Raw genomic sequence first — 14,298 nt, 5'->3', positions numbered from 1 at the left:
TTATGAAAATGACCTTTAAGGGGATAGCCCTCTCCCTTTTTTCCCTTTTATCCTTATTTTTAGATAAACAAATATAAGTTGTTTTTTTGAGCATGGTAGCTAAAAGACTTTGTGACGATATCTTACAAAGTTATGGAATATATCGTTCATTTTCGATATTATTTTCAAAACTAAACGAATATTCATTTTAAGTAACCCGACTGTTTTTCCAGATAGGAGGAGGTAAGATTGGCTAAACTAATGAACTCCCTCTTAGCTAAAATTGTTCAAGCTAATTCTGAAGACTATGTAGCTACAATTGTTCATGTGGAAGGTTCGAGTTATCGAAAAGAAGGAGCGATGATGCTTTTTCAATCAAATGGAAATAGACATGGTATTTTGAGTGTCGGCTGTTTAGAAGAAGATATTTCTACACGGATTGAAAGCGAGCAACTAGAGGATGCCGAAGTGCTCCCCTTTGATATGAGAGCAGAGGATGATTTAGGTTGGGGCATGAATTCAGGGTGTAATGGAATTATTTATGTGTTAATTGAACGCTGTTGTAAACAAGTACGAAAAGGGTATGAACAAATCTTAAGTGAGCTCAAATTAGGGAAGGAAGTCACTCTTTTTAAAAGGATAACAGCAGGTAAAGCACCATTGAAACACATTTTACACTCAGGTGATCGTTTAATCTTGAACAATTGGCAAGGCGAGATTCCGTCGTTTGTGACAGCATACAACAGTGAGCCTCCCTTAAAAAATGGACGCTTTATAAATGTTGAATTAAATGAAACACTTTATGTTCAAACGTTTAGACCATTAAAAAGATTAGTGATTTTTGGTGCAGGAGATGACGTGATTCCCCTTGTACAATTGGTAGCGAAATTGGATTTTTATATTCTAGTCGTTGATTGGCGGGAAGCATTGCTTACGGATACTCGATTTAGTGAAGCGAATGAAAAAATGCTCATCAAGAAAGATGACCTTTTTGCTAACTTAGATGTCCAAGATGACGATTTTGTGATCATTATGACCCATCAATTTCAGCAAGATCAATTGATTTTAAAAGGACTATTAAAGAAACAACTTGGCTATATTGGGGTATTAGGGTCAAAAAATCGGACTGCTCGTTTATTAGAAGGAGCATCTGTTCCAGGTTTTGTCTATAGTCCAATTGGGGAAATGATAAAAGCAGAAGGACCAGATGAGATCGCGATTAGTATCGTGGCACAGCTGATTAAGTTTAAAAATACTGAACTAAAAAAGGTGACGTTTTATCAATGAAGACACATCGAATTGCTGGCCTTTATTTAGCGGCGGGCCTATCAACGAGAATGGGCACGTCTAAATTCCTTTTACGTGTTAATGATGAGCCATTAGGAGTTATTGCTTTAAAGAAAGTATTAAAATGTTCACTCGATCAAATTTTTGTTGTGATTTCAGAGTTTCAACAAAAAGAAGAAGTAGAGTTAGCGTTAACAAAAAGGGAAAGGGACAAAATAAGCTTTGTTTTTAATAAAAATCCTAATTTAGGTCAATCACAGTCTTTAAAGTGTGGTTTAAAAAGGGCAATTGAGGATGATATTGACGGAGTTATGATAGTACTTGCCGATCAGCCTATGCTGACAAAACAAATGATCGATTTATTAATAAACAAATATACATCAGTCCTTCAAAATGGTCAGTCAGTCGATTACATCATCTCAGAATGTCAGAATATCATTCAACCACCGATTTTATGTCTAAAATCAACATTTGAGCAACTGCTTTTATTATCAGGAGATCAAGGAGCCAAAAAGTTAATTGAACAAACGGATGATCATAAAGTTGCTAAACTCAAATATGATCAGGAAGAATTATTTTTCGATATAGACACAAAAGAACAATTTGAATGGTTTATAAATAGGAGTGGTAAAAAGTAATGGGAGCAGCAAACTTCATTCAAAAACCACCGAAAATGTGGTTTCCAACAACCGTAGAAGAAGCTTGGGCGATTAAACAAAAGTATAATAAAGAAGCGTCTTATATCGCAGGGGGAACGTTTTTACAACTTCAACGGGAAAAAGGGATGGTTCTCCCTCCTCATTTAATTAGTTTGAAAAAAATTCCTGAATTACATTTGCTTGATTTTTGTCAGACTGAAGAAAAATCAGTTGTGATCGGTGCGAATGTTCCATTAAGTAATCTCCTTAATTCATCACTGCTTTTACCTTATCAATCTAGTATTATCAAAACACTCCTTCAGATTGCGGCTCCAGCGATTCGAAATTTAGCCACGATTGGTGGTAATTTGGCACATGGATTTGGTGATTTATTTCCGAGCTTATTGACGATCGATGCCCAGTTAACTTGGTTTAATGGAATGGATAAACAAACAAAACCATTAGTAGATTTTATTCAGAGCAAACAGGTTGCACCAGCAGCTTTTGAAAACATTCTCATTATGGAAATTTTATTACCTGAATATTCGGTTTATGAGGATGAGAATTACTATTTTGAAAAATTAGGGCGACGCGAAAGTTTTGTTCCGGCAATCGTTAGTGTGGCAGCAATGCTTGAGCTAGATTCGAACCAGGTCGTTGATTCCGTCCGGCTTGCACTATCGGGAAGTAACCATCATCCTAAAAGGCTTTTTCAAACAGAACAAGTTCTTTTAGGCAATGAAGTGACACCAGAGCTATTACAAAAAGTGTATCAATCGATTTTACAAGAGTACCGACCAATTGATGACCCGTTTGTAGATAGCACTTACAAAACGAGGGTGGTAGCGAATTTGTTTTGTTCGGAAATCGTTCGCCGAATCACTATGGAGAAAGAAGGGGAAAGAGATGCGTCTTCGCTCTGAGATTTCTGAATCGAGAAAACGTCTAAGACCTGATGGGCGAGAGAAAGTGACAGGAAAGTTGACTTATTTAACCGATTTATATTCAGCAGAAATGTTATATGGGAAAGTTCTAAGAAGTACTTATCCACATGCTAAAATTATTTCGGTTGATGTAAGTGAAGCTGAAGAATTACCCGGTGTTAAAGCGATTTTAACAGCAAAAGATGTTCCAGGGTTAAATGGGTTTGGAATTGTCACACCCGACCAGCCTGTCTTTTGTGATCAAGTAGTTCGTTATGTTGGAGATGCGATTGCAGCAGTTGCTGCGACTTCACTTGAGGTAGCGGAAAAGGCACTAGACTTAATTCAAGTCGAATATGTAGTTTTACCTGTGATTACCTCACCTGAAGAAGCTTTAAAAGAAGGAGCTCCTTCCCTTCATAAGAATGGCAATCTGCTTCATGAAACAGGCTTTTCTTATGGACAGTTAGATAAAGGTTTTCAAAAATGCCGTTATATTGTGGAGGAAATGTATCAACTCCCTAGACAAATGCATGCTTATATGGAGACTGAGGGAGGGATGGTCGTACCAGAGGAAGACGGTTCGCTTACGGTTTATATAGGGACACAACATGGTTACAAAGATCGGTTTCAATTATCGAGAATATTAAATATGGAAGAAACAAAAATTCGCATTGTTTCAAGTCCAATGGGTGGTTCATTTGGAGGCAAGGATGAGTTAAATGTTCAACCATATGCAGCCCTTCTTGCTTTGAAAACAAATTTGCCGGTTAAAATGCATAATAAACGAACAGAGTCCGTAAAAGCTGGCTTAAAAAGGCATCCAATGAAAATAAAAATGAAAACAGGAGCCGATGATAGCGGACGGATTATTGCCCACCAAGTTGAAATAATGGCTGACACAGGTGCTTATTCTTCATTAGGACCTGCTGTTTTAGACTTTGCCGTTGAACATGCGACAGGCCCTTATGTGATTCAGAACGTTCAAGTGAAGGGAAAGTCGGTGTTTACGAACAACGGTGTATCGGGTGAATTTCGCGGTTTTGGTGGGAACCAAGTCACTTTTGCCTTGGAAGGACAAATCGAGCGCTTAGCTGAACAATTAAACCTATGTCCTCTTGAGTTGCGCAGACTTAATATTCGCCAAGCGGAAGATCGCGGTTCCTTAGGGCAACGGATTGCGAAAACAACCGGGGCAGAGGACGTGTTAGCCGTGCTCATAAATGAGGCCAACCTGAGGAAAGAGAGGAAGCAGCAAAGGAAAGATAAACCATGGTTAAAGTATGGAGCTGGGTATGCGATTACTATGCATGGTGGTGGTTTAGGATATGGCCGCCTTGATCCAGCCGGAGGACGAATCGCATTAAATAAGCAAGGGAAAATTGAAATTTCGTTTGGTTTTGAGGAATTTGGTCAAGGGGTATTAGCAGTGATTGAGACGATTGTAACAGAAGAAATTGGCTGTCATGTTGAGGATTTAACGATTACGATTGGTGATACGTCAAAGGTTCCTTCATCTGGTTCATCGACTGCATCTAGAGCGACAAGTATGGTCTGGCATACTGTGCAACGATTAAAACGACCATTTGTGCAGGCGCTTTTGGAAACGGCGGCCAAACAACTGAAGGTTCAAAAAGAAATGCTTACAATTGGTGCGGGCGGGGTATATCGATTAGATAGTCCGAAACAAAGGCAATTGTCTTTTTTACAATTAACAAAAATAAATCGAGAAATGTCGGCAACAACTAAATTTGATTTTCCAACGACACCAGACCCGATTGATTCTGGTCATTTCCTCTTTACTTTTGCGGGCGTAAAAGCAGAGGTCGAAGTAGATACACGGACAGGAAAAGTAAAAGTTTTGCAACTTCACCAAACGATTTCAGCTGGTCCTGTCGTTAATGAATTAGGGTATTTAGGTCAAATTGAAGGGGGAGGGATGATGGCCCTCGGTTATTCATTAATGGAGGAGGCGGCGATTGTCGATGGTCATTATTTAACCGATAATTTTGATACGTATTTAATTCCGACGATTTGTGATATTCCAGACGAATTAACTGTTGAAGCTATTGAGAAATTAGACAAGGACGATCAGTTTGGTCCAAGAGGTGTTGGAGAAATTGGAACAGTCGCAGTCGCACCAGCTATCATAAAAGCGGTTGAGCAAGCAACAGGAGTTTGGTTAAATCAATTGCCAATCTCGCGTGAGCGGTTAATTTCATCAATGGGTGTGGAGGAGGAATTAACTTGGATAAAAACGATGTAATTGCTCCATATATAGCTTTAGAGCTAGAAATTGATCAGATGCCCTATCGTTTAGAAGTCGAAGCAACCAGACGATTAATTGATATATTAAGAGAAGATTTACAATTAGTGAGTACAAAAATATCCTGTGAAATTGGTCGATGTGGAGCTTGTTCCGTTTTAGTTAATGGAAGGTTAGTCAATGCATGTTTAACACTGGCTTATCATTTAGAGGGAGCAAAGGTAGAAACGATCGTTAGTCTCTCAAAAGAGAGGCTTGATCCGATCCAACAAGCTTTTATGGAAGAAGGTGGATTTCAATGTGGGTATTGCACTCCAGGAATGGTGATGGCGACAAAAGCTTTGTTAAATGAAAAGCCGAACCCAACAAAAGAGGAAATTAAACAAGGTTTGTCAGGAAACTTGTGTCGATGTACGGGGTATGCTGGGATAATTCGTGCCGTTGAAAAGGCTGCTCAAATGAAAAGTAAATAATCGCAACGATCGTAACGTATAACCTCAATAATATGGGTTGAGGGTCTCTACAAGGAACCGATAATTCCTAGCTACGTTAAAGGCAAAAGATGTCTTTAATTGTGGCTATTTGTTGTGTCTAAAATACGAGAGAATGGAGCATGAGAATGAAGCGAATTCTGATTCAAAATATTGAAATCATTACGATGAACCAAAAGAATGAGATTTTAAGAGGAGATATTTTAATAGAAGGGAACCGTATAAAAAAAATCGCTCAACATATAGAAGTGGAACAAGTAGATGAATTCATTAATGGGACGAATAAAACGGTTATCCCCGGATTTGTTCAAACTCATATCCATCTTTGCCAAACCGTTTTCCGCGGAAAAGGCGATGACTTAGAATTGATGGATTGGTTACGTAAACGCATCTGGCCACTGGAGGCGGCTCATGACAAGGAATCGCTTTATTATTCTGCTTTATTAGGAATAGGTGAATTAATTCAAAGTGGGACAACAACGATAGCTGATATGGAAACTGTTCATCATAGTGAGTATGCTTTTCAAGCGATTGCCCAAAGTGGAATCCGTGCTTTATCTGGGAAAGTAATGATGGATAAAGGGAAGGACGTTCCAAAAGCTTTGCAAGAAAAAACGGAGCAATCGCTTCAAGAAAGTGTTGATTTATTAGAAAAATGGCATATGTATGATGAAGGTCGAATTCAGTATTCCTTTGCCCCTCGTTTTGTCATTTCTTGTACAGAACATTTGTTAAAAGAAGTAAGTCAACTATCGAAACAATATGGGGTGAGAGTCCACACGCATGCCTCTGAAAATCAAGAGGAGATTCGGATTGTTGAAGAAGAAACAGGTATGAGAAACATCGTGTATCTCGACCATTTAGGCTTAGCCAATGAAAGATTATTGCTGGCCCATTGTGTTTGGTTAAATGAGGAAGAAAAACGAATTATTAAAAATAAAGGGATTCATGTCAGTCATTGCCCTGGCTCTAATTTAAAGTTAGCTTCTGGCTATGCCGACGTTCCCGAAATGTTGGAGCGTGAGATGTCCGTTTCACTTGGTGCAGACGGAGCCCCTTGTAATAATAATCTCGATATGTTTAACGAAATGAGACTCGCTGCTTTAATCCATAAACCCGCTCATGGTCCAACGAGTATGAATGCTCATGAAGTATTTAAAATGGCGACAATTGGGGGGGCGAAGGCGTTAGGGATGGACTCGCAAATTGGAAGTATTGAAGTCGGCAAAAAAGCCGATCTTGTGATACTTGATTTAAACCAATTTCATACGTTCCCGCGTTATGATGTTGATCCGATATCAAGGCTTGTTTATTCGTCTACACGGGCCGATGTTGAAACGACGATTATTAATGGGGAAATCGTTATGAAAAATCGAGTCATGAAAACAATTGATAAAGGCAATGTATTAATAGAAGCAGATAAATCAATCCGACGTTTAATCGAGCGAATTCCGCATTTAGCCCAAAAAATAACTCCAATAAAATAGTTTTAAAAAGATTGCCCGATAAGGTCATAATAATGAGCTTATGAGGGGAGTCTTTTGTTTTTTCATGGAGAAGACGTGAAACGGCCTCTGAAAAATCACTTACTAAAATATATTAACTTTTATTTAAAATGTTCACGAGATTGACAAGCGCCAATGATCATTTTAACGTATAATGGGGGATGTGAAATTGATTATAAAAATCTAGTCTATGGAAATGTGGGGTAGGTAAATGAATAAGAAAACTGAGAATATCATGCTTTTAAGTTGGGTTACCTCCTTAATTGCAATGTTAGGTTCCTTGTATTTCTCGCAAATTAAACAATTTGTTCCTTGTACTTTATGTTGGTATCAACGGATTATGATGTATCCAATTGTTCTCATTTTGTTAATTGGCATTATTCGTAAAGATAAAAATGCAGCGATTTATTCACTTGTATTTGCAGGTATCGGCTTATGTATGTCCGTTTACCATTATTCGCTTCAAAAAATCAGTTTTCTTCAAGGTGTAGCTCCATCGTGTGGTCAAGTACCATGTACGGGTCAATACATTAATTGGTTTGGGTTTGTAACGATACCATTTTTAGCTGGAACTGCCTTTATTATCATTATTATTTGTAATGTCATTGTGTTAAGAAGTCGAAAGGGGTATTAAAAATGAAAAAGATCCTTATTTTTGGTGGTGTGATTGTCCTTATTTTTGCAGCATTGGCTTTCGTCACTACGAGCCAAAACAAACAAAAAGCAGAAGGGAATCCTTATGGGAAAGCAAACTTAAATCCTTCAACGATAGCTCAGTTAGATGATCCAAACTATCAAAATTTGATTCTTCCAGATGAGTTAGACGAAAAGCTTGAAAATGGCGAGGATGTTACTGTCTACTTTTACAGTCCTGACTGTGGGTATTGTAAAGAAGTAACACCAAGACTCGCTCCACTTGCAGAAGATTTAAATGTTGATATGGTACAGTTTAATTTACTTGAATTTAATGAAGGCTGGAACAAATATAGAATCGAAGCAACGCCAACGTTAATTCAATATAAAGACGGAGAATTTTATCAAGGCATTCGAGGGGCTGCCTCAACGGAAGAATATGAGCAATTTTTTAGACAGTACACATTAAATGAAGAAGAATAAATTTAAAACAAGCTAGCTAGAATCTCTAATTGGCTTAACACTGTAGTTAAAATGCTTCTGAGGAACAAAACCTCAGAAGTATTTTTATGAAATGGGAATAATTTCAATTAAGGATGTTTCGGTTCAAGGTGAATTGTATGTTACTTATCCTATTTATGATGGCATTTCACGCTTGTTTTTCTTACTCTGTTCGATTATAATCTGTATTTGATTGTTTCTATTTAAATAAAATAGTTAAGTATCATTTTCGGATAAAATTCCTTATAATAGAGGATGATAAAAAGAATTAAAGTGAGGGTGTCGACAAAGCCTAGTAAAGAACTTTGTCGTTTTTTTTCTAACAGGGAAAAGTAAAAAAGTGATAGATAATAAATGCAAGCGTTTTTCTATCAAATATTGGAGAAATCATTGTTTTTTTACCGCTTTTTATATTTACTTCTTTTTAAATTACGATATACTAAACACAATGTTGCTTTAATGTGATAGAGAGAATTAGGAGTATTTTGGATAGGGAGATTAGATATACATATAATGGCAGGTAGACTGACCGGGATAGAGAGGAATTGAATAAATGACGAACAAAATTGTACAGCCAAAAACAAGTATCATTTTATTTGGGGCAACAGGTGATTTAGCTAAAAGGAAATTATATCCTTCAATATACAGCTTATTTTTATCAGGAAAACTATCAGACAATTTTGTGGTCATTGGTGCGGCGAGAAGACCATGGTCTGATGCTGAGCTACGTGAGAATGTCAAAAAGGCGATTGAAGAAACCCATTTATCGAATGAAAGAATTGATGAATTTTGTCAACATTTTTTCTATTTACCATTTGATGTAACTAATACGGAGTCTTACTTAAAATTAAAACATAAACTTGAAGAGTTAGAAGCTAAATTCGAAATTCCTGGTAATCGTATCTATTATATGGCAATGGCTCCACAGTTTTTTGGAACGATTGCGATTCAATTGAAAAAAGAAGGCGTTACTCAATCAGAAGGTTGGAACCGTTTAGTCATTGAGAAGCCATTTGGCCATGACCTTCCTTCTGCTCAGAAATTAAATAATGAAATTCGTGAAGCTTTTTCTGAAGATCAAATTTATCGTATTGATCATTATTTAGGAAAAGAAATGGTTCAAAATATCGAAGTGATCCGGTTTGCTAATGCGATATTTGAACCTTTGTGGAATAATCGACATATTTCGAATATCCAAATTACCTCAAGTGAAGTGCTTGGTGTAGAAGATCGTGGTGGTTATTATGAGACATCTGGAGCATTGAGGGATATGGTGCAAAATCATTTATTACAAATGGTTCTTTTATTATCGATGGACCCACCAATTCGTCTGGCAACTAATGAAGTAAGAAGTGAAAAAATTAAAGTGCTTCGTGCGATCCGTCCGATTTCGACCGATGAGGCGTCTGATTATTTTATTCGCGGACAGTATGCAGCTGGTGAAATTTCCGGTTCAGAAGTACCAGGATATCGTCAAGAGAAAAATGTTAAAGAAGATTCGACAACAGAAACATTTGTCGCTGGAAAGCTATTAATCGACAATCATCGCTGGGCGGGGGTACCTTTTTACGTCCGAACAGGAAAGCGTATGGCAGTAAAGTCAACTAAAATCGTCGTACAGTTTAAGGACTTGCCACTAAATGTTTATACACAAAAAAGTGAAGATATGACGATTCATCCGAATTTACTCGTTATTCATATTCAACCGGATGAAGGAATTACCCTTATTTTAAATGGAAAAAAAGTTGGGTTATTAGGTGAAACGATACCGGTTGATTTAGAATTTAAAAATAACAGTATTGATGGTGTTAATACACCAGAGGCGTACGAACGCTTGATTTATGATTGTATGTTAGGAGATGCGACAAATTTTGCTCACTGGGATGAAGTGAATTTATCTTGGGCATTAATTGACCCAATTTCAAAAGCATGGGCAGAGTCGAATGAAGAAATTGAACAATATGTATCAGGTACGATGGGACCGAAATCGTCTGAACAATTGTTATCAAATGATGGATTTAAATGGTGGGCATTAAAGGATTTGTAAGAAGGCGACAAAAAACCTATCCTTTTTAATAAAAGTGGTAGGTTTTTTGTCTTGTTTCAATAGTTGGAAAAAAATGAAGGTAATAGAGTGGTGTAAGGTCTTTTGAATGATTTTTTGTTTTTTTCTGGGAAATGTCGAAAAAGATGAAACCAATAATGGTTTCAAATCGTCATATAAATACTGGGCTCAGTTGAGTTATTGTCGATTTTTGTTGTGTTAATATCTCATGATCTTACACATTATATCTATTGACTTATAATTCCATTCAGCTAAGATAGTAAATGTTCACAAAAAATGAAATGAATTAAAAGAGAAAAGTTTACCAAGGGCAATCATTCAAAAAAAGATAGAGATAAAAGGAATGGTTTGTCTGCAAGAAGGGAATTAGGAAGGGGAAAGATTATGGAAAGGATAAAGAATCTATTATATCGAGTAAGGTTTTTTGCGTTAGCTGTATTTTTCTTATGGATAAAAACGTATATCATTTATAAAGTTGGCTTCGGAATTCCTTCTGATAATCCATTACAGGAGTTTTTGCTATTTATTAATCCATTAAGTTCAGCCATATTTATATTAGGAATTAGTTTCTTTTTTGCAGCTAAATGGCGAAAGAAAGCTGTTATTATATTAGCAACGATTGCATCATTCGTTTTATATTTTAATTTACTGTATTACCGCTTTTTTACGGACTATATTACGATACCTGTTTTATTTCAAACGAGTAATATGGGCGATTTAGGTTCAAGTGTATTTGAACTAATTCATTGGTATGATGCCTTTATTTTTATTGACATCGCAATTCTGATTTACTTAGCTCAAAAGCGTAACAGCCCTGCATTACGTCCGTTAAAAAGAGAGCCATTACTCATTATGTTAGTGGCTGTCGTTTTATTTGTAACAAATTTAACACTTGCCCAAGCAGAGCGCCCACAATTATTAACACGTTCGTTTGACCGTGATTTGATTGTTAAAAATATTGGGATCTTTAATTATCATGTTTATGATGGGTTTCTTCAGTCGCAAACGCGAGCGCAGCGTGTCTTTGCCGATAGTTCTGATATTATCGAAGTCCAGCGACATGTAAAAGCGAAACATGAAGAGCCAGATCCTGAATTATTTGGGATTGCAGAAGGCAAAAATGTTATTGTCATTTCAATGGAGTCTCTACAAACATTTGTGATTAATGAAACAGTAAATGAGGATGAAAATGGTGAAGGTGGAGAAGTGATTACGCCATTTTTGAACTCTTTAATTGATGAAAGTATTTACTTTGAAAATTTCTATCATCAAACGGGTCAAGGGAAAACTTCTGACTCAGAGTATTTACTAGCGAATTCGATGTATGGCCGTGACAGTGGTTCTGTCTTCTTTACACATGCGGGTAATGCCTTTGATGCTCTACCGAGTAATGTAAGTGAAAATGGCTATTATGCTTCTGTTATGCATGCGAATAATAAAAGCTTTTGGAATCGTGATATGATGTATCAATCTCTCGGTTATGACCGTTATTTTGATATAATGAGCTATGATGTTCATGAAGAAAATTCAGTAGGTTGGGGCTTAAAGGATGTTGATTTCTTTGAGCAATCTATTGACCTATTAAAATCACAGCCAGAGCCTTATTATACGAAGTTTATTACGTTAACGAATCATTTTCCTTTTGAGTTAGATGAGGAAGACAAGTTTATAGAAGAAGGGGACTATCCTAGCCGAACGTTAAGTCGATATTTCCCAACTGTACGTTATATGGACTATGCTTTGGAATACTTTTTTGATCGTCTAAAAGAAGAAGGAATGTATGAGGATTCCATCTTTATTATGTATGGGGATCATTATGGTATTTCTGAAAATCATAACCGTTCAATGGCGATGTATTTAGATAAAGAAGAGATTACACCGTTTGATACAGTACAATTACAGCGGGTGCCAAAGTTTATTCATATACCTGGTTATGATGGTAATAAAGTAATGGATACTGTCTCAGGTCAGATTGATTTAAAACCAACGATTCTTCATCTGTTAGGAATCGAGACAAAGGGTATGTTCCACTTTGGTACAGATTTAACAGCACCAGACCGTGAATCATTTACGATTTTACGTGATGGAAGCTTTATAAGTGATGATTACCTTTTCACTAGAGGCGTTTGCTACGATAAAGAGACAGAAGAAGAAATAGAAATTGAATTTTGTGAGCCGTTTTTTGAAAGTGTAAATCTGGATTTAGGTTACTCTGATAAAATCTTATATGGAGATTTATTAAGATATAAAGATCATGAACAAGAAGAAGTTCTTTCACAAAATGATTAATTAATTAAAAGCAGAAGAGAGGGTTATCCCTTTCTTCTGCTTTTTTATAAGCTTTTATTTATTATTTTCGTTTTTGGCTATTTTTGCTATAATGGAGGTATTATATGAATATTTCGAATATTTTGGAGGAGAATCTGATGAAAGTTGTGCAACTTAAAGATGTCAGTTTCAGAAGATGGAATAGACTTATTCTTAATAAAATTAATTGGCATGTTCAAAAAGGTGAGCATTGGGTCTTGTTAGGTTTAAATGGTTCTGGCAAAACGTCCTTATTAAAATTGATTACAGGTTATGAATGGGCTTCTGGAGGGGAAATAACGGTCTTAAATGAACGGTTTGGACAAACGAATATTCACGAATTACGAAAGACTATTGGCTGGGTTAGTTCTTCGTTAGACGAGCGTTTTGCGGCGAGGGCGAGTGATACGACATTAGAAGTCGTTTTAAGTGGCAGACACGCCTCTGTTGGTCTCTATGAAGACATGACAGACGAAGATAAGGAAGCTGCACTTCAATTTTTACGTTTACTTAAGATGGAGAATTACAAAGACTCTGCATTCCATACGCTTTCACAAGGGGAAAAAAGAAGGACGATGATTGCCAGAGCCTTAATGTCTGAGCCAAAGATTTTAATTTTAGATGAACCGTGCAATGGATTAGATGTCTACATAAGAGAGCAATTATTAGAGACAATTGAAGGAATTATGAAATTAGAGGATGGTCCGACTATTTTATATGTAACTCATCATTTGGAAGAAGTGTTGCCAAGCGTAACGAATGCCCTACTCTTACGCTCTGGTAAAATCATCGCCCAAGGCCCAAAAAAGGGTATCTTAACAGAGCCTTACTTAAGCGATTGTTTTCAATTACCTGTAAACATTCAATGGCAAAAGGGACGACCATGGCTTGCGATAAAAAATTAGAATTTTTATTATTTTTCAAAACATACTTGACACATATGATTAATCTGAATAATAATATAAATACAAATTCAATATTTAAAGCTGATCGGACAACCGAAGGCCTTAGCTAGAACTAATTATGTCTAGTTAAGGCTTTTTTTTTAGAATAAACCCGACTTAACCTGTCATATTACTTATAATTAAAGAGGTGACTCAAATGAGAGTATCTAGTAAAGGGGAATATTCGTTAAGAGCCTTAATTGTTCTAGCTAAGTATTCTGAAAAGAGATTGAAAGTGAAGGAGATTAGTGAAGAAATATTAGTTCCGACACCATACCTTGAAAAACTTTTAGCACAATTAAAAACGTTGGATTATATAACGAGCAAAAGAGGCATGGATGGTGGTTTTCAATTAAAAAAAGAAAGTTCTGAGATTTTTATCGGAGAGGTGATTCGAAAGCTTGAAGGTCCACTAGCACCGATGGGGTGTGTCAGTGTCACTTCTTATGAAGCTTGTTCACTTGAACCTACTTGTTTATTACAACCGTTGTGGGGGCTAGTACGAGATACGGTTGCGGATGTTCTTGATGCGACAACATTGCAAGATTTACTTGATCAAAATATCCAAATGAAAGGGGAAAAGACAGATGGGTTTTTACGATAAACAAAAGGAAGAGGAGATTAAAAAAGCAATCGAAAAAATTGAATTTGGAACGGTACTAATAACGATTCATGATAATCAAATTACGCAAATTGATGCTACTGAAAAAGTAAGGTTTACCCAACAAAAGAAAAATAAATTCAAACAATAAATGGAAA

13 protein-coding genes and 1 riboswitch are annotated in these 14,298 nt (G+C 36.5%); all 13 genes read left to right on the top strand.

What is annotated here, in order from left to right; translation table 11 throughout:
- The first annotated feature begins 228 nt into the window (after window positions 1-228).
- A complete protein-coding gene (locus BALCAV_RS02710) occupies window positions 229-1,266 on the top strand; it encodes an XdhC family protein (protein WP_004427504.1) in 1,038 nt (345 codons plus the stop codon).
- Window positions 1,263-1,904: a nucleotidyltransferase family protein gene (locus tag BALCAV_RS02705; RefSeq protein ID WP_004427506.1), complete on the top strand. Its 642-nt coding sequence runs from the start codon at window positions 1,263-1,265 to the stop codon at window positions 1,902-1,904. The genes BALCAV_RS02710 and BALCAV_RS02705 overlap by 4 nt, the downstream gene beginning before the upstream one ends.
- Window positions 1,904-2,827, top strand: coding sequence for an FAD binding domain-containing protein (locus tag BALCAV_RS02700; protein WP_004427508.1), 924 nt, complete (start codon window positions 1,904-1,906; stop codon window positions 2,825-2,827). Before BALCAV_RS02705 ends, BALCAV_RS02700 begins: the two co-directional genes overlap by 1 nt.
- Window positions 2,811-5,093, top strand: a complete 2,283-nt coding sequence (gene pucD / locus BALCAV_RS02695; RefSeq protein WP_004427510.1) for a xanthine dehydrogenase subunit D — start codon at window positions 2,811-2,813, stop codon at window positions 5,091-5,093. The genes BALCAV_RS02700 and pucD overlap by 17 nt, the downstream gene beginning before the upstream one ends.
- Window positions 5,075-5,566: a (2Fe-2S)-binding protein gene (locus BALCAV_RS02690; protein WP_004427511.1), complete on the top strand. Its 492-nt coding sequence runs from the start codon at window positions 5,075-5,077 to the stop codon at window positions 5,564-5,566. The genes pucD and BALCAV_RS02690 overlap by 19 nt, the downstream gene beginning before the upstream one ends.
- Window positions 5,561-5,660, top strand: a riboswitch (purine riboswitch). (Overlaps the previous gene by 6 nt.)
- Before the next feature lie 52 nt (window positions 5,661-5,712).
- Entirely contained in the window at window positions 5,713-7,071 is a 1,359-nt protein-coding gene (locus BALCAV_RS02685; RefSeq protein WP_004427514.1) for a 5'-deoxyadenosine deaminase, read from the top strand.
- A gap of 229 nt (window positions 7,072-7,300) precedes the next feature.
- On the top strand, window positions 7,301-7,723 hold the full coding sequence (locus BALCAV_RS02680) for a disulfide oxidoreductase (RefSeq protein WP_004427516.1): 423 nt from the start codon (window positions 7,301-7,303) through the stop codon (window positions 7,721-7,723).
- 2 nt (window positions 7,724-7,725) lie between these two features.
- The gene (locus BALCAV_RS02675; RefSeq protein ID WP_004427518.1) at window positions 7,726-8,205 is read left to right on the top strand and encodes a thioredoxin family protein; all 480 of its coding nucleotides are present in this window, start codon (window positions 7,726-7,728) and stop codon (window positions 8,203-8,205) included.
- A 571-nt stretch (window positions 8,206-8,776) separates the two neighbouring features.
- Window positions 8,777-10,270, top strand: coding sequence for a glucose-6-phosphate dehydrogenase (gene zwf, locus BALCAV_RS02670; protein WP_004427519.1), 1,494 nt, complete (start codon window positions 8,777-8,779; stop codon window positions 10,268-10,270).
- A gap of 402 nt (window positions 10,271-10,672) precedes the next feature.
- Window positions 10,673-12,577, top strand: a complete 1,905-nt coding sequence (locus BALCAV_RS02665) for an LTA synthase family protein (protein ID WP_004427523.1) — start codon at window positions 10,673-10,675, stop codon at window positions 12,575-12,577.
- A gap of 137 nt (window positions 12,578-12,714) precedes the next feature.
- On the top strand, window positions 12,715-13,500 hold the full coding sequence (locus tag BALCAV_RS02660; RefSeq protein ID WP_040323436.1) for an ABC transporter ATP-binding protein: 786 nt from the start codon (window positions 12,715-12,717) through the stop codon (window positions 13,498-13,500).
- A gap of 196 nt (window positions 13,501-13,696) precedes the next feature.
- Window positions 13,697-14,143, top strand: coding sequence for an RrF2 family transcriptional regulator (locus BALCAV_RS02655; RefSeq protein ID WP_003323677.1), 447 nt, complete (start codon window positions 13,697-13,699; stop codon window positions 14,141-14,143).
- A complete protein-coding gene (locus BALCAV_RS21435) occupies window positions 14,127-14,291 on the top strand; it encodes a YezD family protein (RefSeq protein ID WP_003323676.1) in 165 nt (54 codons plus the stop codon). Before BALCAV_RS02655 ends, BALCAV_RS21435 begins: the two co-directional genes overlap by 17 nt.
- Window positions 14,292-14,298: the final 7 nt, after the last annotated feature.

The sequence above is a fragment of the Alkalihalobacillus alcalophilus ATCC 27647 = CGMCC 1.3604 genome, assembly GCF_000292245.2.
In the GTDB taxonomy this organism is placed as follows: domain Bacteria; phylum Bacillota; class Bacilli; order Bacillales; family Bacillaceae_D; genus Alkalihalobacillus; species Alkalihalobacillus alcalophilus.
This window is presented reverse-complemented; position numbering and strand designations above follow the sequence as displayed.

Bases quoted from the DNA above. Each gene is read 5' to 3' on its own strand.
- BALCAV_RS02660 (WP_040323436.1), top strand. From the start codon at position 12,715: ATGAAAGTTGTGCAACTTAAAGATGTCAGTTTCAGAAGATGGAATAGA.
- BALCAV_RS02665 (WP_004427523.1), top strand. From the start codon at position 10,673: ATGGAAAGGATAAAGAATCTATTATATCGAGTAAGGTTTTTTGCGTTA.
- zwf (WP_004427519.1), top strand. From the start codon at position 8,777: ATGACGAACAAAATTGTACAGCCAAAAACAAGTATCATTTTATTTGGG.
- BALCAV_RS21435 (WP_003323676.1), top strand. From the start codon at position 14,127: ATGGGTTTTTACGATAAACAAAAGGAAGAGGAGATTAAAAAAGCAATC.
- BALCAV_RS02675 (WP_004427518.1), top strand. From the start codon at position 7,726: ATGAAAAAGATCCTTATTTTTGGTGGTGTGATTGTCCTTATTTTTGCA.
- pucD (WP_004427510.1), top strand. From the start codon at position 2,811: ATGCGTCTTCGCTCTGAGATTTCTGAATCGAGAAAACGTCTAAGACCT.
- BALCAV_RS02680 (WP_004427516.1), top strand. From the start codon at position 7,301: ATGAATAAGAAAACTGAGAATATCATGCTTTTAAGTTGGGTTACCTCC.
- BALCAV_RS02705 (WP_004427506.1), top strand. From the start codon at position 1,263: ATGAAGACACATCGAATTGCTGGCCTTTATTTAGCGGCGGGCCTATCA.
- BALCAV_RS02700 (WP_004427508.1), top strand. From the start codon at position 1,904: ATGGGAGCAGCAAACTTCATTCAAAAACCACCGAAAATGTGGTTTCCA.
- BALCAV_RS02685 (WP_004427514.1), top strand. From the start codon at position 5,713: ATGAAGCGAATTCTGATTCAAAATATTGAAATCATTACGATGAACCAA.
- BALCAV_RS02655 (WP_003323677.1), top strand. From the start codon at position 13,697: ATGAGAGTATCTAGTAAAGGGGAATATTCGTTAAGAGCCTTAATTGTT.